This is a genomic window from Pectobacterium aroidearum, assembly GCF_015689195.1.
In the GTDB taxonomy this organism is placed as follows: domain Bacteria; phylum Pseudomonadota; class Gammaproteobacteria; order Enterobacterales; family Enterobacteriaceae; genus Pectobacterium; species Pectobacterium aroidearum.
This window is the reverse complement of record NZ_CP065044.1, coordinates 4,735,532-4,755,371: the sequence shown is the minus strand read 5'-3', so window position 1 is coordinate 4,755,371 and position 19,840 is coordinate 4,735,532. Positions and strand designations below refer to the sequence as shown.

20 protein-coding genes are annotated in these 19,840 nt (G+C 50.8%); 11 read left to right on the top strand and 9 right to left on the bottom strand.

Features of this window, described 5'->3' with window-relative positions; translation table 11 throughout:
* Positions 1 to 58: 58 nt before the first annotated feature.
* From I2D83_RS21205 to rfaD, 6 genes are all read right to left on the bottom strand, one after another.
* Positions 59 to 1,183 (bottom strand): glycosyltransferase family 4 protein, encoded by a 1,125-nt coding sequence (locus I2D83_RS21205; RefSeq protein ID WP_181845500.1) that lies wholly within the window; start codon positions 1,181 to 1,183, stop codon positions 59 to 61.
* A complete protein-coding gene (rfaQ, locus tag I2D83_RS21200) occupies positions 1,180 to 2,250 on the bottom strand; it encodes a lipopolysaccharide core heptosyltransferase RfaQ (protein WP_181830145.1) in 1,071 nt (356 codons plus the stop codon). The genes I2D83_RS21205 and rfaQ overlap by 4 nt, the downstream gene beginning before the upstream one ends.
* 211 nt (positions 2,251 to 2,461) lie before the next feature.
* Positions 2,462 to 3,715, bottom strand: a complete 1,254-nt coding sequence (locus tag I2D83_RS21195) for an O-antigen ligase family protein (RefSeq protein WP_241007249.1) — start codon at positions 3,713 to 3,715, stop codon at positions 2,462 to 2,464.
* 26 nt (positions 3,716 to 3,741) lie between these two features.
* Positions 3,742 to 4,725, bottom strand: a complete 984-nt coding sequence (rfaC, locus tag I2D83_RS21190) for a lipopolysaccharide heptosyltransferase RfaC (RefSeq protein ID WP_205947255.1) — start codon at positions 4,723 to 4,725, stop codon at positions 3,742 to 3,744.
* Positions 4,722 to 5,789 carry an ADP-heptose--LPS heptosyltransferase RfaF gene (gene rfaF, locus I2D83_RS21185; protein WP_182100969.1) on the bottom strand — a complete coding sequence of 356 codons (1,068 nt, stop codon included), beginning with the start codon at positions 5,787 to 5,789 and terminating at the stop codon, positions 4,722 to 4,724. Before rfaF ends, rfaC begins: the two co-directional genes overlap by 4 nt.
* Before the next feature lie 23 nt (positions 5,790 to 5,812).
* Positions 5,813 to 6,745 (bottom strand): ADP-glyceromanno-heptose 6-epimerase, encoded by a 933-nt coding sequence (gene rfaD, locus I2D83_RS21180; protein WP_015842179.1) that lies wholly within the window; start codon positions 6,743 to 6,745, stop codon positions 5,813 to 5,815.
* A gap of 242 nt (positions 6,746 to 6,987) precedes the next feature.
* On the opposite strand from rfaD, the gene I2D83_RS21175 reads away from it, so the two are divergent.
* On the top strand, positions 6,988 to 8,184 hold the full coding sequence (locus tag I2D83_RS21175; RefSeq protein WP_205947254.1) for a glycine C-acetyltransferase: 1,197 nt from the start codon (positions 6,988 to 6,990) through the stop codon (positions 8,182 to 8,184).
* A 10-nt stretch (positions 8,185 to 8,194) separates the two neighbouring features.
* The gene (tdh, locus tag I2D83_RS21170; protein WP_180778832.1) at positions 8,195 to 9,226 is read left to right on the top strand and encodes an L-threonine 3-dehydrogenase; all 1,032 of its coding nucleotides are present in this window, start codon (positions 8,195 to 8,197) and stop codon (positions 9,224 to 9,226) included.
* A gap of 50 nt (positions 9,227 to 9,276) precedes the next feature.
* On the opposite strand, the gene I2D83_RS21165 is transcribed toward tdh, so the two are convergent.
* Positions 9,277 to 10,224 carry a divergent polysaccharide deacetylase family protein gene (locus tag I2D83_RS21165; protein ID WP_205947253.1) on the bottom strand — a complete coding sequence of 316 codons (948 nt, stop codon included), beginning with the start codon at positions 10,222 to 10,224 and terminating at the stop codon, positions 9,277 to 9,279.
* Positions 10,225 to 10,226: 2 nt separating this feature from the next.
* A complete protein-coding gene (gene envC / locus I2D83_RS21160) occupies positions 10,227 to 11,528 on the bottom strand; it encodes a murein hydrolase activator EnvC (protein ID WP_181830152.1) in 1,302 nt (433 codons plus the stop codon).
* 371 nt (positions 11,529 to 11,899) lie between these two features.
* On the opposite strand from envC, the gene I2D83_RS21155 reads away from it, so the two are divergent.
* The 9 genes from I2D83_RS21155 to I2D83_RS21115 all read left to right on the top strand — a co-directional run bounded on the left by I2D83_RS21155 (position 11,900) and on the right by I2D83_RS21115 (position 18,922).
* Positions 11,900 to 12,331, top strand: coding sequence for a rhodanese-like domain-containing protein (locus I2D83_RS21155; RefSeq protein WP_015842174.1), 432 nt, complete (start codon positions 11,900 to 11,902; stop codon positions 12,329 to 12,331).
* Between the two features lie 203 nt (positions 12,332 to 12,534).
* A complete protein-coding gene (secB, locus tag I2D83_RS21150; RefSeq protein WP_014913761.1) occupies positions 12,535 to 13,005 on the top strand; it encodes a protein-export chaperone SecB in 471 nt (156 codons plus the stop codon).
* Positions 13,005 to 14,024, top strand: coding sequence for an NAD(P)H-dependent glycerol-3-phosphate dehydrogenase (gene gpsA / locus I2D83_RS21145; protein ID WP_015842173.1), 1,020 nt, complete (start codon positions 13,005 to 13,007; stop codon positions 14,022 to 14,024). Before secB ends, gpsA begins: the two co-directional genes overlap by 1 nt.
* A 142-nt stretch (positions 14,025 to 14,166) precedes the next feature.
* A complete protein-coding gene (gene cysE / locus I2D83_RS21140; protein WP_015842172.1) occupies positions 14,167 to 14,988 on the top strand; it encodes a serine O-acetyltransferase in 822 nt (273 codons plus the stop codon).
* 309 nt (positions 14,989 to 15,297) lie between these two features.
* On the top strand, positions 15,298 to 15,936 hold the full coding sequence (pagP, locus tag I2D83_RS21135) for a lipid IV(A) palmitoyltransferase PagP (RefSeq protein WP_015842171.1): 639 nt from the start codon (positions 15,298 to 15,300) through the stop codon (positions 15,934 to 15,936).
* Positions 15,937 to 16,344: 408 nt separating this feature from the next.
* Positions 16,345 to 16,824, top strand: a complete 480-nt coding sequence (locus I2D83_RS21130) for an Hcp family type VI secretion system effector (RefSeq protein WP_205947252.1) — start codon at positions 16,345 to 16,347, stop codon at positions 16,822 to 16,824.
* 16 nt (positions 16,825 to 16,840) lie between these two features.
* Positions 16,841 to 17,557, top strand: a complete 717-nt coding sequence (locus tag I2D83_RS21125; protein WP_205948223.1) for a hypothetical protein — start codon at positions 16,841 to 16,843, stop codon at positions 17,555 to 17,557.
* Positions 17,558 to 17,890 carry a YjeO family protein gene (locus I2D83_RS21120; protein ID WP_015842168.1) on the top strand — a complete coding sequence of 111 codons (333 nt, stop codon included), beginning with the start codon at positions 17,558 to 17,560 and terminating at the stop codon, positions 17,888 to 17,890. It begins immediately after the preceding gene.
* A 132-nt stretch (positions 17,891 to 18,022) separates the two neighbouring features.
* A complete protein-coding gene (locus tag I2D83_RS21115; protein ID WP_205947251.1) occupies positions 18,023 to 18,922 on the top strand; it encodes a carboxylate/amino acid/amine transporter in 900 nt (299 codons plus the stop codon).
* Here the strand turns inward: I2D83_RS21115 and metR are convergent.
* Entirely contained in the window at positions 18,828 to 19,763 is a 936-nt protein-coding gene (metR, locus tag I2D83_RS21110) for an HTH-type transcriptional regulator MetR (protein ID WP_180778836.1), read from the bottom strand. The genes I2D83_RS21115 and metR overlap by 95 nt on opposite strands.
* Between the last annotated feature and the right edge of the window lie 77 nt (positions 19,764 to 19,840).

The following is a 19,840-nucleotide window of genomic DNA, read 5'->3' as shown; positions in this document are numbered from 1 at the left end:
GCTCTTAAAAATAAATGGGGATCAACGCGTTATTTTGGTAGCAATATACTGCGTTCGTTTAACGGGCGTTTGCGCTGGTAATCAACTGTGCCGCTTTTTCTGGCAGGCTATAAATATCTTCTGTATCGGCAAAATGGCGGGCCTTTTCTGCCCACTTTTTAAGCGTTTCTGGCTGACTGAGCGCGTGTAATAACGCGTGGTTCAGTGCTGTCTGGCTAAAAGGCTCAGGGATGACCAGCCCGGCCTGTGAGCGCTCAATGTAAAAAGCATAACCGCACGCATCGGTAACGAGTATGGGCAGCCCAGCCGCGATAGCCTCAAGTAAAACGATGCCTGCGGCTTCCTGATGAGCGGGGTGAAGCAACAAATCTGCGGCTGCCATGAAGTCAGGAATGTCATCTCGGCCAGAGAAGAAGTGTATTTGTTTACCGATGCCTAGCTGTTCTGCCTGTTGTTGAAATGGTTTTGGATCGTCCTGGCCGACGACCAGCAGCGTTACACGTTGACGCAGTTCCTGTGGCAGGCTGGCGATAGCAGCCAAACTGCGGCCAACGCCCTTACGTTTGAAGTCGGAACCGACTTGCAATAGAACAAATCCATTTTCATCCAAACGCTGCTGCTGACGGAACTGTGAACGCGTATCTGGAGAGCGTGTGCTGTACTTTCTATCCAGTGAAATACCCGGCGGTAGCATAAAAAAACGTTCATCTTGTGTGCCGTAATGCTTCTGAAAATGAGCAATTTGTCGTGGCGTCAGCATCAGCATACGCGTGTGGCTGTTTTTATCGAACACGTCGCGTTCAAGTGCCACATATCCTCGGCAGCGGGGTGTTAACCGGTAAAAGAAGCCTTTTTCTTGCACCGCTTTTTCTGCCGTACATCCTTCCGCAGCATAATAGAAATCTAACCCTGGCATTTTGCTAAACCCGACAACGCGGTCGACAGGGCACTGTTGTAAATGGCGCTGTATCCAGTCTGAAAAACGGCGATGGCGAGTATGATTACCCAGCCCTGAGATGGGCACGAGAACGATGTCGAACCCTTCAGGTTTGTCACCTTGCCATTCACTCGTGTAAACACGAATGTCGTGGCCTTGTTTTTGGCACGTTAGTGCAATACTCAGAAAATCGCGCTGTAGCCCGCCGAAAGGAAAGAATTTATAGACGCAGAATGCGATTTTCATTTGGTAGTCTCTTCCTGCGCCTCTTGTAGCATGTGTTCTGATGCCTGAATAACTGCTTGTGCAGGAATGCAGGACAAATATTTAACCGTCTGATCGTAATTCTGTTGGGCGGGCATTTGTTGATATTCACCTGCCCAAATCTGCTTATAGCGATCGCACCACGGGCGCCATAATTTGTAGTCTGTTGGGCCAAACAGGCACACTAGCGGCGTATTCAATGCGGCAGCCATATGCATTGGGGCGGAATCTACACCGATATACAACACGGCGTTGTCAATTAACGCAGCGAGTTCCAGAAAACTCGTTTTACCCGCAAAGGTCATATCGGGTTTATACGTGCACTGCGAGTGAATGTCTCGCACCACGTTTAAATCGTCTTCTGAAGGACCACAGGTTAAAATGACTTCCAGATTTTTTGTTTTAAGGTAGTCAATGACTTGGGCGAATTTGTCGTTGTCCCAGTATTTGTAATATTGGCGAGTCGTGGGTTGGATAACGACGTAGCGTTGCGTTAAAAGTGTATGGCGTTGATCAACGATATTTTGAGCATCTTCCTGACGATAATGCAGTGATAATGTAGAACGTGTATTTGACGCTGGCAGGTTGAGCGGGGTGAGGAGATGAAGATTTTGCTCAACAATATGCGTCCCCATTGGTGGAACGCAGGTGCTGAAAAATGAGCGCCAAATCTTTCCCTTCAGATTATCGCCCCGATCGAGAGCAATACTGTGACATCCCAATGATTTCACCAATAGGGCGATCGGCCACTGGTCAGCTAAATTGACGATCAGATCGTAATTGTTTTGCTTAAGCTGTTGCCTGATTTCTTTGAAATTGCGGACTTTTTCCAAAAGAGTACGGGTCTTTCTTTTGAGACCATAAAGCGCATTTATCTCCGGGTTGGCGGAGAGAATCGGCATCGTATCCTGATACAGCAATACGTCGATTTTGGCGTCAGGGTAATTGGCTTTCAGCGTGCTGATGAGCGGAGTGGTCAGCAGCATATCGCCATGATATCTGAGCTTTACCACGAGAATCCGGTGATAAGGGGTGATGCGTTGACTCACTCGTTTTCCTTCATATAATCAAAGGGTTGTTTTTACAGGCACGCTACCGCCCCTGGCTCGACAGCTACCAGTTGACTGAGATGATCCGAAATGTCGCGGCGATTTGCGGTACGCAAATTTATTGCGCACGTATTCAAATTCAGTATGGTACTAAAACCCACCCCCCTCTCACAGAGGTAAATGCTACTGCCACACGCTAATTATAACAGGGCTAATTCTTTAGCCATTTTCCAGTCAGCGTTGTGCCGAGGCAAAACACCATAAGCCACGCGATAAGCATGTCTCGTGAATAGAGAATGACATCGCTAAGTCCATACATCAGCAGAGCAAAAAGCAGCGCAGCAGAGAGATGGCTGCGTAGAATAAAAAACGAAAAATAAAATAAAGAGGCATAGAGCAACACAAGCAATATTGCTCCCGGTAATCCCTTAAGGGAGAAGGCATCAATCACTTCGTTATGCAGATGGACATCCAGATATTCCACCGCACCCGCTAAGTTCGGCTTTTGCTCTGCTTGTGCAACGATTCGCTCTGCGCGCTGTTCGGCAGACTGTCCCAGTAATGCTTCTTCACCTGCTTCGATACCCGATTGGTACATCGCGATTCGTGCACCAACCGAGGTTCTGCTGTTATTCATGCTATAGCTGTGTACATCATTAATCAGATCGTTAACACGTTGGTGAATCGTTTCCTGGAAAAGGAATGAACACAGGAGAAGCGTGGCCGCTGAACCGACTAGTGCTTTTATAAATAGCGGCTTACTGTGCCTGACTTCTGACAATAAAATTGTTGCGCCAACAATAGGATAGACGAAGATGGCTGCCCGGGTTTCTGTCAGCAGAATAGCAATAGTCACTAACAGGAAATGCCCCAGATAGAGATAATACTTATAGGTTGAATCGAGCTTAAGCAGCGCCTGTGCGCTTAAGGCACCGATGAAGGTAAGAAAATAGGCCGCGCTCGTTGCGGTACCAAATACTAATCCAATACGGTGCATGCCGCTGAATAATGACTGGTAGAACGCGTAGCCTAGCGTGATAACACAGATTGCGATGATGTAGAAGCGTGGCTGTTGCCGATTTTTTTGCGAGATATGCAGGACTGTCAGCAGGATGAATGCTCCCAGAATACTGGCATGCGCGGATGTCCTGTAGGCGTTATACACATAAGGTAACAGGCTATCGGGTTGATAATAGTGGTGATACCAAATGAGATTGGTTAAGCCGATAGCCAGCAGGCAAAGTGGAATCAGTAACAGCCGCTTCGCTGCTATTACAGTTCTTAAGTGTGTCGCCACATAAAAAACAGATAGCGATCCCGTGAGATAAAAAAGCCACCCGGCAATAATGCTACTAAATGGCATAACGGCTAGTGTGACTAAACAGCCGGGAAAAACTGCTTTAAGCGCGACAGCCGAACTTATGCTGGGCGTTTTTCCCAGTTCGTACCTTAATTCATTGAGCATGTATTTGTTCACAGTCGGGAGCGATATCACTCGCCTGATGCTGGTAATTCTATCAGCATCTCTAATTTCTGATGGACGATGCTAGCGGGAATAGTCTCCATTTTCTGGCTTTCAGACATTTCCACCACCTGATTCATCCCGTAGCCGCCAATCAGACCCGGGTCGGTTGGCCCATATAAGGTGATATTTGGACGATCCAGCGCTGCCGTCAGGTGGCTAAGCCCGGTATCGACGGAAACGACGGCTTTGGCGCCTGCTAATACCTCAGCGACCTGTTGCAGCATGAGGCGCGGTAAGACCTCAACGTGGGGGAACCCTTCCGCCAGCCGTAATGCACGCTGGTGCTCATGCTCCGCTCCCCAGGGAAGTTTGATGCGTAGTCCGCTTGGTGCTAATAGGGCAATCAACTCGCGCCAGTGCGCTTCCGGCCAGTGTTTTTCATCGCGCGTTGTGGCGTGGAGAAACACCAGATAGCGGTTGGCGTCTGCGGGCGGCTGGGAGAGGAAACGCGAGGCAATGGCATAATCGCCGCGCTCGGCGGGTTTCCGATAGCCCAAGCTGGCGGCAAACAGCTCACGTACGCGCTCGACGGCATGCTGTTGACGGCTGATCGGATGGCGATAGTTATAAAACCAGCTTGCCAGCGGCTCACGCGCGCTCTTGCAATCCAATCCGTGTTTCTTTCCATTGGCGAGTCGAGTTACCAGCAGCGCGCTTTTAATCAGCCCTTGTGCGTCAATGACGGCATCATAGCGGTGCTGGCGTAGCTGGCGTTTAAATTCTGCACGCTCCTGACGTGTCGGGGCGCTGAACCAGCTTTTGCGCCAGCGGCGTATCGCCACCGGAATAACGCGGGAAACCGCCGGGTGCCAACTGGGGATCTGCGCGAAACCTTCTTCAACCACCCAGTCGAATTGAATACCAGGAATCACCTGCATCGCGTCGGTCAAGGCTGGCAACGTATGCAGCACATCGCCCATCGACGATGTTTTGACGATCAGCACTCTCATGCGTCTGCTCCCGGCAGCGGGTTTTCTCTTTGCGTGAAATAGTTATTGAGCGCGCTGAGCACGCGTTCGGGCTGAATGTCGATCAAACTCTGGTGATAACCCTGTTCGGCATCCCCTTTGCGCACACGGTGATAGCCGGTGATCAGCCGAATCACCTCGGCCTGATGGGACAGCGGCGGGGTAAAATCGGGGCTGCTCGGGCCGTAAAGCGCGACAAGCGGACGATGAAGCGCCGCAGCAACGTGCATGAGCCCGGAGTCGTTGCTGACGACGGCGTGGCAGGCGGCAATCAGCACCACTGCCTGCTCCAGCGAGGTTTTTCCCGCCAGACTGGCACAATGTTGTCGTGCGTCTTCCGTCAATCCCTGAAGAATGTCGTCACAGGCCGAACGGTCATTGGCTGAACCGAACAGCGCGATCTGGTAGCCGCGCTCAATCAGTGTTTGCGCCAGCGCAGCATAGTGATAATGCGGCCACCGTTTAGCGGGGCCGAATTCGGCACCGGGGCAAAAGCCGATGATGGGGCGTGCATCGCTGAGGTCGAAGGCCTGCATCATGTCCGCAATTTCGGCCTGATTGACCTGTAACTGTGGCCACAGTAACGGCTGCGGCAGATCCTCAGCACGACGAATACGGCTACGGTCATAAGCTAGTGCGGCGTAACGCTGAACCATCAGCGGGAATGCCGCCTTATCCAGCACGCGTAAGTCGTTCAGCAGCCCGTAACGCATTTCTCCGCGCCAGCCTGTGCGCTGCGGAATGTTGGCAAAGAACGGGACAAGCGCGGATTTAAAGGAGTTGGGCAGCACGTAAGCGCGATCGTAACCTGCATCGCGCAGCGATACGCCAAGACGGCGACGTTCGCCCAGCTCAAGTGCGCCGTGACCTAGCGGCATGGCTAACGCCTGATTGACTTCCGGCATACGTGCCAGCAGCGGACGGCACCAGGCTGGCGCCATCACGTCAATAACCGCTTCCGGGTGTTCAGCCTTCAACGTGCGATAAAGGCTGTGCGACATCATCATATCGCCGACCCAGGAAGGGCCGATGACCAAAATTTTCATACCGCTTATGAATCCTTATTTGATTAAACGGTACGGTTCAGCCAGGCCATATATTCCGCCACGCCTTCGGCGACGGTTTTGAACGGCTTGTCATAACCTGCGGCACGCAAGTTGGTGAGGTCAGCCTGAGTGTAGGCCTGATAGCGACCTTTCAGCTTCTCGGGGAACTCGATGTATTCCACGCCGCCTTTCTTGTGGAACGCAAGCGTAGCGTCGGCGACAGCCTGGAAGGATTCGGCACGACCAGTACCGCAGTTGAAGATGCCGGAAACACCGTTTTGCCAGAACCATAGGTTGACGGCCGCGACATCACCGACGTAGACGAAGTCACGCTTGAAGTTCTCGCTACCGGAGAACAGCTTCGGATTTTCACCCTGATTGATCTGGTTGTTCAGATGAAACGCGACGCTCGCCATGCTGCCTTTGTGACCTTCACGCGGTCCATAGACGTTGAAATAGCGGAAACCGCAGATTTGCGATTCTGCTTCAGGGAGAATTTCACGCACGTACTGATCGAACAGGAATTTGGAGTAGCCATAGACGTTCAGCGGCTGCTCGTACTGACGTTCTTCGATAAAGTTATCGTTGCGACCACCGTAGGTTGCGGCGGAAGAGGCATACAGGAACGGAATGTTGCGATCGAGGCAATAGTGCAGCACATCTTTGGAATACTGATAGTTGTTATCCATCATGTACTTGCCATCCCACTCGGTGGTGGAAGAGCAGGCACCTTCATGGAATACGGCATCGATATCGCCCAGATCATCGCCTGCAACGATGCTGGCGATAAAGTCTTCCTTATCCATGTAATCTGCGATATCCAGATCGACCAGATTGACGAATTTGGTGCCATCTTTCAGGTTATCGACAACCAGAATGTCCCGATAGCCGATGTCATTCAGAGATTTTACGATATTGCTGCCGATAAAACCGGCACCGCCAGTAACGATAATCATGGGCGCGACCTTTGTTAATCTTGCTGGTGAGGCACCGCGCCCCACACTGTTTATGACCGCTATAATAGCATTTCATTTTACCGCAAGCAGCCAGAGCTTAATTTATCCCGTGTTGCGCCAACTTTTTTAAGATGATTCAGGCCGTGACGAAGCCAGCATTTTCAGACTGTTTACCCCGCATTTCTGCCCACATCCGCTAGCTTAAAAACCATAAAGCGATCTTTGTATGGGAGAGTAACGCTATGCCTGCCGCATTTTATCAACAACTTACTACACAAATTATGGCAGCTCGCACCGAAGGGGTGTTCAAGGAGGAGCGCATCATTACCTCTGCGCAGCAGGCTGAAATTGAGGTGATGGACAGCAACCGCCAGCTTAACTTCTGCGCCAATAATTATCTTGGTCTGGCGGACAGCCCTGAGCTGATTGCCGCCGCAAAAGCCGGACTGGACAGCCACGGTTTCGGCATGGCCTCGGTGCGCTTCATCTGCGGTACGCAGGATATCCATAAACAGCTGGAGCGTAAGCTGGCGGATTTTCTGGGAATGGATGATGCGATTCTCTATTCCTCCTGTTTTGATGCCAACGGCGGGCTGTTTGAGACGCTGATGGGGCCGGAGGATGCGATTATTTCCGATGCGCTCAATCATGCCTCAATCATCGACGGTATTCGGCTATCGAAGGCGCGGCGCTACCGTTATGCCAATAACGATATGAGCCAACTGGAAGCGCAACTGCAACTGGCCAGAGCGGAAGGAGCAAGGCACATCATGATCGCCACCGACGGCGTGTTCTCGATGGATGGCGTGATTGCGGATTTGCAGGGGATTTGTGATCTGGCGGATCGTTATGATGCGCTCGTGATGGTTGATGATTCCCATGCGGTAGGATTCGTGGGTGAACAAGGACGCGGAACGCATGAACACTGCGGGGTGATGGAGCGTGTCGACATCATTACCGGGACGTTAGGCAAGGCGCTGGGAGGCGCATCGGGTGGTTATACGGCAGGCAAACGTGAGGTGATCGACTGGCTGCGCCAGCGCTCTCGCCCCTATCTGTTTTCCAATTCGCTTGCGCCAGCCATTGTTACTGCATCGCTCAGCGTGCTGGATCTGCTGGAAAGAAGTGGGGAACGGCGTAAGCGGCTGTGGGAAAACGCCCGTCTTTTTCGTGAAAAGATGGCTGCCGCTGGGTTCACCTTGGCGGGGGCCGATCACGCCATTATCCCCGTAATGCTGGGCGAGGCACAGCTGGCGCAGGATTTTGCACAGGCGCTACAGCGGGAAGGCGTGTATGTCGCAGGCTTTTTCTATCCTGTGGTTCCCCTCGGTCAGGCGCGCATTCGTACGCAAATGTCGGCCGCTCATACGCCGCAGCAAATCCAATTCGCCGTTGAGGCTTTTACCCGCGTGGGCAAACGTCTGGGTGTGATCATCTGAGGAAATCATCATGAAAGCATTGGCAAAATTGCGGCCGGAAGAGGGCATCTGGATGGTGGACTCCCCCACGCCGGAGCTCGGGCATAACGACATCATGATTAAAATTCGCAAAAGCGCGATTTGCGGAACGGATGTGCATATCTATAACTGGGACGAATGGTCGCAGAAGACCATTCCCGTTCCGATGGTTGTCGGGCATGAATACGTGGGAGAAATTGTCGCTATCGGTCAGGAGGTTAACGGTTTTCATATTGGCGATCGGGTCTCTGGCGAAGGACATATTACCTGCGGTTACTGCCGTAACTGCCGTGCCGGCCGACGCCATTTATGCCGCAATGCCATCGGCGTTGGGGTAAATCGCCCCGGTTCATTCGCGGAGTATCTGGTGATTCCTGCCTACAACGCGTTTCGTATCCCTGACAATATTTCTGACGAGCTGGCCGCCATTTTCGATCCTTTCGGTAATGCGGTGCACACTGCGCTTTCCTTTGACTTAGTGGGTGAGGATGTCTTGATTGCTGGCGCAGGGCCGATAGGCATGATGGCGGCGGCGGTGTGTCGGCACGTTGGCGCAAGAAACGTCGTGATTACCGATGTGAATGCGTACCGTCTGGATCTTGCCAGGAAAATGGGGGCAACGCGGGCCATCAATGTGGCAGAGGAAAGGCTGGCTGACGTCATGATAGAACTGGGCATGACCGAAGGGTTTGATATTGGGTTAGAGATGTCGGGTGCGCCATCGGCCTTTCGCGCCATGCTGAAAGCGATGAACCACGGTGGGCGCATCGCCATGCTGGGTATTCCGCACGAACCGATGTCGATTGACTGGGGAGAGGTGATTTTTAAGGGGCTGTTTATCAAAGGTATCTACGGACGGGAAATGTTCGAAACCTGGTACAAAATGTCGGCGCTGATTCAGTCCGGGCTGGATTTGTCACCGATTATCACCCACCGCTTTCACATTGATGAGTTTCAAAAAGGCTTTGATGCCATGCGCTCGGGTCAATCTGGCAAGGTTATTCTCAATTGGGACGAGAGATAACCCTGCCGCCGCGAGTCAGCGTAATGACAAAAGGGAACGTGTCACTGAAACTACGGTTGTTTGTGCGTTTCGGTCTCTGCCGGTGCCACCCAGGTTTGCCAGCGGTGTTTGATAAACATCACCGGGGCGCTTTCCCGAATGCTGCTGCTCACTAGTTTGAAGAACATATCGTTCTTGACCGGTTCTGGCGGCTGCTTGACCCGACACTGCGGTATGCCGCGGAACGGATTACGTGGTTTAACCGGCTGTTGCGGCTGAGGCTCGTACTGCCGCGTCGGCTCATTCAGCAACTGGCTGGGGCGGACTAAGACGATATCGGCATCCAGCGTGGGCAGCATCTGCTGCAAAACGCGGATGGTTGAAGGATGTGGATGTCCGATAGCGATAGCGGAACCGCTGCGACGGGCAATTTGCACCGCGCGGGTAAACTGCTTACGAATCTCGGCTTCGTTTTGCGAATCATCCAGAAAGACTTTGCGTTTGATGACTTTGACGCCCGTTCCTGCCGCAGCCTGACTCGATTGGCTGCTGCCAATGGTCATGCTATCGAGGAAGTAGAGCTGATAGGCGCTCAGCGCCTGCATGACTTTTTGCATGCCGGGCAGGCTGGCAGTCATCGCGCTGCCCATATGATTGTTCAGCCCCACAGCGTAAGGCACGTTATTGACCGATTGGCGAATGATGCGCTGAATTTCATCGCTGCTCATGTCCGGGCGTAACGTGTCACGCTCCAGCGGCTGCTTGCTCATCGGTGCCATTGGTAGATGGATCAAGACTTCTCGCCCTTGCTGGTGGGCTTTTGTCGCCATTTCGCGGGCGTATGGCGCGTTGGGTAATACCGCGACAGAAATCGCCGTTGGCATTGCCAGAATCTGGTTCTCATTATGCGGACGATAGCCGAAATCATCGATGACGATGGACAGTTTCCCGGCCAGCGCTAAAGGAGACAACGCGAGCAGACTCAATGCCAGTAACGGTGTTTTGGTTAAATATGACAAGACTATCTTCCCAGCCAAGGTTGTGGGTTGACCGCCTGACCCTGACGACGGATTTCAAAATACAGCCCGGGCTGGCTCTGCCCGCCGCTGGTACCAACCAGCGCAATAGGTTGACCGGCTTTGACCTGAGCGCCAACGGAGACCAGCGCGCTCTGGTTATAGCCGTACAGGCTCATGTCGCCTTTACCATGCTGCACAACAACAACTAACCCGTAGCCCTGTAGCCAGTCGGCCATCAGTACGGTGCCGTCGGCGATGGCTTTCACTTCCGTTCCTTCCGGCGCGGCAATCACCAGACCTTTCCAGCGCAGTTCGCCCTGTAGCGGTTCGCCGAAGCGGTGTTCGATGCGGCCGTTAACCGGCCAGATGGCTTGACCTGAAGGTCGCCCTAAACCGCCGGTTCGCGCCATGAGTGAGCGTTCACCTTCAGTCGGTTTGTAGCTGCTGCCGCTGCGTTTGGCCTGTTCTTCTTTGGCGCGAACCTTGGCGGCTTCACGCGCTTCCCGTTCGGCACGGGCTTTCGCTTCTCGCTCGGCGCGGGCGATCTGGTCGCGCAGCCGGGTTTCATTCTGGCGCAGCTCCGTCAGCTGTTGCCGATCTTTTTCCAGCGAGCTTTCCAGCGTCGACAGCGTTTTCTTCCGATCAGACTGCGCCTGCTCCAGCGTCTGCTGTTGCTGCTGCTGGTCACTCAGCAGCGTTTTTTGCTGCGTCTGTTTTTGTTCCAACTGACGTTTTTGGTCAGCCAGTTCCACGCGGGTTTGCTGTAAGTCGTGGATAGATTTCTGGCGTGCTTCATTCAGGTAGCCGAAGTAGGCGAGGATGCGCTCGTTGCGCTGGCTTTCCTCTCCGCTCAGCATTAATTGCAGCGCGCTGTGCTGACCTTGCCGGAAGGCGGCGTCGAGCTGGCGGGAGAGCAGCGTTTGTTGCTTATTCTGCTGAGACTGTAGCTTTGCGATAGAGGCGCTGAGGCTGGTTAGTTCTTTATTTAGCGTGGACAGCGTATTGCGCGTTTCATGCAGTTGGCGGCTGGCCTGAGAGATAGACTGCTCTTGCTTTTTCAACTGCTGGACTAACGCACTGCGCTGCTTTTGTTGTTCCTGAACGCTTTTTTCTTTCGCGGCGATATCTTGTTGCAGGGTCTTGAGCTGTGCCTGATTATCTTCCGCCTGGCCGAGCGCGGGCAACAGCAAAACGCCAACGCAGAGTGCGCTGACGCAGCGGGTGAGCAGCCTTTGTAATGCGGATAAATGGCGATCGGCGCTACATGCCACTCGACTCTGTACAAATAACGCGTTTTTACTCATAGCGGTGAATTATTCCACGATGAACAGCGGCTTACCAGTTGTCTCTTGTCTGATTTCTATTTCCAGACGTGACAAGCATGGCACAAAGACGGGCATCTATGCGCATCAATAATGGATAAATGGAAAGCTCTGCGCATAAAATGAGGGAATGGCAGTATTTGGTACGCCAGTTTCTGTGGCTGGCTATCTCTGGCTGGCGCTTGCGGGCTTGCGCTGGGATAGCCTCAAACATCTATCCTGGTAATTTTTGGGTATCGCGCCGCAGATTCGATACGCTATGTTGGCTTACTGGCTGTAATTGCCGTATCGCGCAGGTATACTCAGGAACCTTTATTTTTGTTGCTTAACTGATCCGGGAGCCGTTACACCCCATGCAAGAGATTATGCCATTTGTTAGCAAGAACCCTATTTTGAGCATCGCCTGGGTTGCGCTGTTGGTTGCGGTAATTGTACTTACTGTGAAGAGTAAACTGTCGAACGTGAAAGAAGTGGTTCGCGGTGAAGCGATCCGACTGATTAATAAAGAAGATGCTGTCGTCGTTGATATCCGTAACCGTGATGATTATCGCCGTGGCCATATTGCCAGCGCATTTAACCTGTTGCCGAACGACATTAAAAACGGCAGCGTAGGTGAACTTGAAAAACATAAGTCGCAGCCGATTATCGTGGTATGCGCCAACGGCCTCTCTTCACGCGAAGCGGCCGAGAATTTGCACAAAGCCGGTTTTGAGCGTGTGCAGGTATTGAAAGACGGCCTAGCTGGCTGGAGCGGTGAGAATCTGCCTTTAGTCCGCGGCAAATAAAACGGTTTGTGGTAAAACTATCCTCGTCGTGCCGTATGTGATAGGTCATAGTGTGATTGGTCATATACAGCGAAAATGACAACGATTTGGCAGGATAACCGACAGGCTGATTGCAGTACGACAATGACATAAATGTGCTGACGTCCGCCTACTTATGACGACGGAAGACGTCAAGAAAATCTAACAAAAGGGTATTACTTAACATGTCTGAACAAAACAACACAGAAATGGCTTTCCAAATCCAGCGTATCTACACCAAAGATATCTCTTTTGAAGCGCCGAACGCGCCTCAGGTGTTCCAGCAGGAATGGCAGCCGGAAGTAAAACTGGATCTGGATACGGCGTCCAGCCAACTGGCTGATGACATCTATGAAGTTGTTCTGCGTGTGACCGTAACGGCTTCTCTGGGCGAAGAAACTGCGTTTCTGTGTGAAGTTCAGCAAGGTGGTATCTTTACCGTTGGCGGCATTGAAGGAACTCAATTGGCGCATTGCCTGGGTGCTTACTGCCCGAACATTCTGTTCCCTTACGCGCGTGAGTGCATCACCAGCCTGGTTTCTCGCGGCACCTTCCCGCAACTGAATCTGGCTCCGGTTAACTTTGATGCGCTGTTCATGAATTACCTGCAACAGCAGACCGAAGGTGAAGGCGCTGCTCAGCATCAGGATGCCTGATGAACGCGTCTGACGCTTCCATGACCGTCATCGGTGCCGGTTCATACGGCACCGCTCTGGCCATTACGCTGGCGCGTAATGGCCATCGAGTCGTGCTGTGGGGCCACAACCCCGCGCACATTCAGGCATTACAGGCCGCTCGCTGTAATCAGGCATTCCTGCCTGATGTCCCTTTCCCCGATTCACTACAGTTGGAAACCAATCTGGGGCAGGCGCTTGCTGCCAGCAGAAACGTGCTAGTTGTTGTGCCGAGCCATGTGTTTGGTGATGTTCTGCGTCAGTTGAAACCGCATTTGCGTGCCGATGCGCGTATCGTGTGGGCGACGAAAGGGCTGGAGGCGGAAACGGGAAGGTTGTTGCAGGATGTCGCTCGCGAAGCGCTGGGCGAAACCATTCCGCTTGCGGTGGTATCCGGCCCGACATTCGCCAAAGAATTAGCTGCTGGCATGCCGACGGCTATTGCTCTGGCATCGACGGACCGTGAATTTGCTGACGATCTGCAACGTCTACTGCACTGTGGAAAGAGCTTCCGCGTATACAGCAACCCAGATTTTATCGGTGTGCAGCTGGGCGGGGCGGTGAAGAACGTCATTGCTATCGGTGCCGGGATGTCTGACGGCATTGGGTTTGGCGCGAATGCACGCACCGCATTGATCACCCGTGGGCTGGCTGAAATGACTCGGCTTGGTACGGCGCTGGGGGCGGATCCCACCACCTTCATGGGGATGGCTGGGCTGGGCGATCTGGTGCTGACCTGTACTGATAATCAGTCCCGTAACCGACGCTTTGGTATGATGCTGGGGCAGGGAATGGATGTGCAGAGCGCGCAGGATAGCATTGGCCAGGTTGTTGAAGGGTATCGCAATACAAAAGAGGTTCTGGCATTAGCGCAGCGCTACGGCGTTGAAATGCCGATTACCGAACAACTCTGGCAAGTTCTCTATTGCGGAAAAGACGCCCGAGAGGCGGCACTGAGCCTGTTGGGGCGCACGCGTAAAGACGAAACCGCCAAATTATAAAACACGTCGTTCTATGCTGGGCTTTCTAATCCTGAAAGCTCATAGTATCTTCATTTTCTTGTATGTGAGCGGTGGTGCTAATCAGCCCGCCGTTTGAGAACAGATATACGTTGTGGTGTGTGGCATCTCGGAGAGTATGGCAATGTCGACAGAAGAACTGGAACTGGTCTGGACCAATATCAAAGCAGAAGCGCGCAGTCTCGCAGATTGTGAACCGATGCTGGCCAGCTTTTTTCATGCCACATTGCTGAAACACGAGAATCTGGGGAGCGCGCTGAGCTACATGCTGGCGAATAAGTTAGCCAATTCGATTATGCCTGCGATTGCTATTCGTGAGGTGGTCGAAGAAGCCTATAGCGCCGATCCACAGATGATCGTTTCTGCCGCTCGCGATATTCAGGCGGTCTGCCTGCGCGATCCGGCGGTAGATAAATACTCGACGCCGCTACTCTACCTGAAAGGGTTTCATGCATTACAGGCGTATCGTATTGGTCACTGGCTTTGGTCGCAGGATCGTCAAGCGCTGGCGGTCTATTTCCAGAACCAGATCTCGGTCTCTTTTGGTGTCGATATTCACCCAGCGGCGAGAATCGGCTGCGGGATCATGCTCGATCACGCAACCGGTATTGTGATCGGCGAAACCGCCGTCGTTGAAAATGATGTCTCCATTCTGCAGTCCGTGACGCTGGGTGGTACGGGCAAAACCAGTGGCGATCGTCACCCTAAAATTCGCGAAGGCGTAATGATTGGCGCAGGCGCGAAAATTCTGGGGAACATTGAAGTCGGCTGTGGTGCGAAAATTGGCGCCGGTTCTGTCGTGCTGCAATCCGTTCCTCCACACACGACGGCAGCAGGTGTGCCAGCTCGTATCGTCGGTCGCCCGGAAAGCGATAAACCCGCTATGGATATGGATCAGTATTTCAACGGCATCAATCGCGGCTTTGAATACGGTGATGGGATCTAACCCCGTGGTGTAGGTGATTCACCGTCTCTTGCTATCTATCCCGAAAAGGTTCTCCATCAGAGCATAAACCACCAACAAATAAGGTGGTTTTTTGTTATTCTGCCTAAGAAACATCTGAAAACCACGCTGAATTCACTATCTATTTAAGTACAGCCACTGTTTATCCCTTCATAATAGGCTGCTTTAGTTTCCTGTTGATGTAGGCAGGTTGCGTAAACTGAACTATATATTTTGGTAACAACCAAGAATAGCTTTGCCTGGATTACCTTTTTTTGAATGGAATCGTGACGCCGTTACAGAGAATCTTATATGTATTTGAAGCGAACTTTAATCACGTTGAGTTTGATTACACTACCCATTGTTCCTTTTTTGAGCTACGCAGCAGAAAGCATAAATAATACGAGCAGCACCGAAAATCTTGCCCCTGTCACGGTTGATTCCAGTGATCCGGTATCGGATAAGCAGGGGGAAAGCTGGTGGCAGAGAAGTAAAAATAACCTGTCCACGACCTGGAACGCGCCGCAGAGCCACGATATTTATATCCCGGCGATTACTTGGCATAACCGCTGGACGTACGATAAAGAAAAGACTGATAGATATAATGAAAGGCCGTGGGGCGCGGGTTACGGTGTTTCCCGTTTGGATAAGGATGGGGATTGGCACGGGCTTTATATCATGGCTTTTAAAGATTCCTTTAATAAATGGGAACCTATCGGTGGCTATGGTTATGAAAAGCGTTGGCGGCCAACCAGCGATCAGGATTTTCAACTGGGTCTGGGTTTTACGGCTGGCGTAACGATGCGTGATAACTGGAACTATATCCCCATTCCGGTTTTGTTACCTTTGGCATCAATAAGCTATAGCAAGCTCTCTTTCCAGGCGACTTACATTCCCGGTACATATAATAACGGCAATGTTTTCTTTGCATGGTTAAGATGGCAGATTTAGTAGCCTTTTCTTTTCATCAAGAATATTTTGATGTAAAGAAATGAATCCTAATACAGCCTGTTAACGATCCCGTATTACTGGGATCGTTACTGCTTCGAACGGTACTATATCTATAGTATAGGTTAACGAAATCGTATCACTCCACAATGATTTACTAAGCATTTATATTTATTAATACTATTATAATTTTTATTATATGGCGTAGTTATTGAGTTTTTTATTGACGAAACTATAATCAGTCATTAGTTTGGGTTTGTTAAATTCCGGATAAAAATTATAGTATGCTATAGTTTGGTGATATTTATTAATCATGGATGTATCTAATAGATATTTAAAGTGTATTTTTAACGCATTCTCTTAATGAGTAAAAGTAAGGTTTTATGGATTAACTGAGATAAAGGGATTTATATGGCAAATAATATTTATCTAACGTTGACGGGAAATCAACAAGGGAAAATATCTGCTGAGTGTGGCACCATCGACTCGATTGGTAATAAGTATCAGATAAGGCATCAAGACCAAATTTTTGTTTTGCAATTCGATCATGCTATCAGTCGTAACCAAAATATTAATCATCAACCTATAACGTTCTGTAAACCCATTGATAAATCATCTCCGCTCTTGGGTAATGCTATAGCAAATAATGAAAAACTTGAGCTTTTGTTCGACTTTTACCGAACCGCGCAGACTGGAGTACAGGAGAAATATTATTCTGTTAAATTTATTGGAGCAGTTATAAGAAACATTGCCGTTTCCTATCCACACGCTTTAACCCATGCAGAGAACCAACCAGAAGAAATGATATCTGTTGCTTATCAAAGCATAGATTGGCAACACCACATTGCTGGAACTGGTGGCTATAGTTTATGGGAAGAACAGGTGTATTAATATAAAAGGAACGATGGTGAAAGAAAATATTATCGTACGAAATAAATTTTGTGATATTTCTAAAGTTAGATTTAGAAAATGGGACGAAATTGATGTTCTTTTCTGGAAGTTTGGTAAAAGCAATCCTGAAAGAAAGAGTGGTGGGTATTATTTAAATGCATATAAAGATTCATATATTCAGTACAATAAAGAAAAAATAATAAAGTACTCCCATCAGGCTGGAATCCTTCCTGAATTACTCGGTGGGATTGCTTGGATTGAGTCCGGTGGAATGCCAGAAGAATATAAATTTCAGGTTTTTGAGATAAAACGGATTTTGAGATTAAAGTCATCCCCTGAAAATAAAACCTCTTTTGGTTCTGTTGCTATGCAAATTCAAGTTGCAGCGAGAACGTTAGGATTAAATCCGGACACTTTGACGACGCGAGATCAGCTTGAATTAGCTACTTGTCTGATGGAGGACGATTTTAATCTCTGGATTGTTGCCCAGCATCTAAGAGATATGATCCTCTATGATTATCCTGATGTAGCAGCGCTTTACTTGAATGATGAACAGTACATGATGGCGGGAGTTCGTTACAACCGGGGTATACAGAGAAAACTGAGTGAGTTTATTAGTTTCATTGATGCTAAACCGGAACGTGGTTCTATTGAGTTCGACTACATTTCTTATGGAATACGGTTACTGCAAATTAGAAAACATATAAGAAAACTTCTGGGGCTTGATATCTGAATGAAAATACGTAAGGGAAATATCGTAGATGTTATCGCTATGGTGGGGTATTTTTTATTCGCCTATTTTATAATGGAGTTACTTTCGATCAACAAATATGACTGGATGATGGAGCCGGGAGACTCTATCTGTAGTATTCCCCATCAGTCTTTCCGTAATCGAACTTTACAGGCAGGGGCGGCGGCTCTATTTTTAGTAACGCCTTTATTTATTGCATTAGCACGTAATCTTTACATGAAAAATCGCTATAAAACAGTTTATTACATGGTTGGTATACTGTGCGTCACGGTATACGGTGGCTGGCTTTTTTTTGGTCGATTTGCGCTATGCTAATCGATGAATTTCGTCAGAATGGTCCGATGCTTTCATTTGTCTATTATTCACCCTAATGTAAACCACATTGACTGAAATTCATTCAGTCATCTCCGTTACAATGGCGCTACTTTTTTCTAAGCGGATGCTGTTGTGCCATTACTTACTATCACCACTATCTTGTGGGCATTTTCATTCAGTCTGATTGGCGAATATCTTGCGGGTCAGGTTGATAGCTGGTTTTCTGCGATGTTCCGTCTGACGGCGGCGGCAGTGGTGTTTTTGCCATTCTTACGCCTGCGCGGCTATGCGCCACGCGTTATTTTCTTGTATCTGTTAGTGGGTGCTTGCCAACTGGGTATCATGTACCTGTTCGTGTTCCAGGCTTACCTGTACCTGACCGTACCTGAGTTTTTACTCTTTACGGTGATGACGCCGCTGTACGTCACGCTGATTTACGATCTGCTCGCCCGACAGCGCTTGCGCTGGGGCTATGTCATGAGCGCTCTGCTGGCGGTATTCGGCGCTGCCGTGATCCACTATCACGGTGTGAGTGAGCATTTCTGGTGGGGATTCCTGCTGGTGCAGGCGGCTAACGTATGTTTTGCAGCAGGTCAGGTTGGCTATAAGCGCCTGATGGAGCTCTATCCGGTGCCGCAGCACTGTGCGTTTTCCTGGTTTTATCTGGGGGCGGCGATCGTGACGATAACCGCGTGGTTGCTCTTCGGCAATCTGGATAAATTACCCACCACAACCTTGCAGTGGGGCGTGCTGGTCTGGCTGGGGATTGGCGCTTCCGGCCTGGGTTATTTTATGTGGAACTACGGCGCCACTCAGGTGGATGCTGGAACGCTCAGCATAATGAACAACTTTCACGTGCCTGCTGGGCTCTTGGTCAACTTCGCTATCTGGCATAAAACGCCAGACTGGCTGAGCTTTATCGTGGGAACGGTCATTATTACGTCCTCGCTGTGGGTACACCAGCGTTGGGTCGTGAAGCGTCCTTCACAAACGGTAAGTGTTCACAAGCGTGCTGACGCGCCGAACGAATAAACGCATCAATCACCGGTTGGCGCTGCTCTCCGTCGCGGACGGCGGCGTACAACCGGCTCCACAGTCCATCACCCAGCGATTTGGTGACAATCAGCCCCTGACGCTCGAAACTTTCCACCACCCAGTGCGGTAGTGCGGCGATGCCCATGCGGGCGGCAACCATCTGAATCAGCAGCAGCGTATTATCCACGCTTTTCAGCGCAGGGCTGACGCCTGCTGGCTGCAAAAAGTGACGCCAGACGTCCAGACGCTGCCGCTGTACCGGATAGATCATCAGGGTTTCGGCGGTGAAATCCTCCGGTTCGATTTTCTCTTTCTGGGCAAGTGGATGCTCGGGAGCCAGCGCCAGCCTGACTTCAAAATCAAACAGAGGCGAATAGTGCAGGCCACTGCGCGGCATGATGTCGGAGGTCATGACCAGATCCAGCTCGCCTTGCTGGAGCGCTGGCTGAGGGTCGAACGTCACGCCCGATTTAAAGTCCATCGCCACCTGCGGCCAATGCTGATGGAACTCGTCTAGCGCAGGCGTCAGCCACTGAATACAGCTATGGCACTCAATAGCCAGACGCAGCGTGGTTTGGTGCGGCTCATGGCAGGCCTGCAGCGCCTGCTGGATCTGTGGTAACACCTGCTCTGCCAACTGCAACAGAATGTCTCCCTGAGGCGTAAAGCGCAGCGGCTGGCTTTTGCGCACGAATAGCCTGAACCCAAGGCGTTGTTCCAGATCGCTGAACTGGTGGGATAACGCCGATTGAGTTTGGTGAAGCGCAGCGGCAGCGGCGGCTAACGATCCGGTATTGCGCAGTGCTTGCAGCGTTCGCAGGTGTTTGAATTCGATCATGAGAGTCCTTCACAGTGACAGTGAATAAATTGCGCTTGTGGTTACTACACTACCTGCGGATTATGGATGTGTAAACA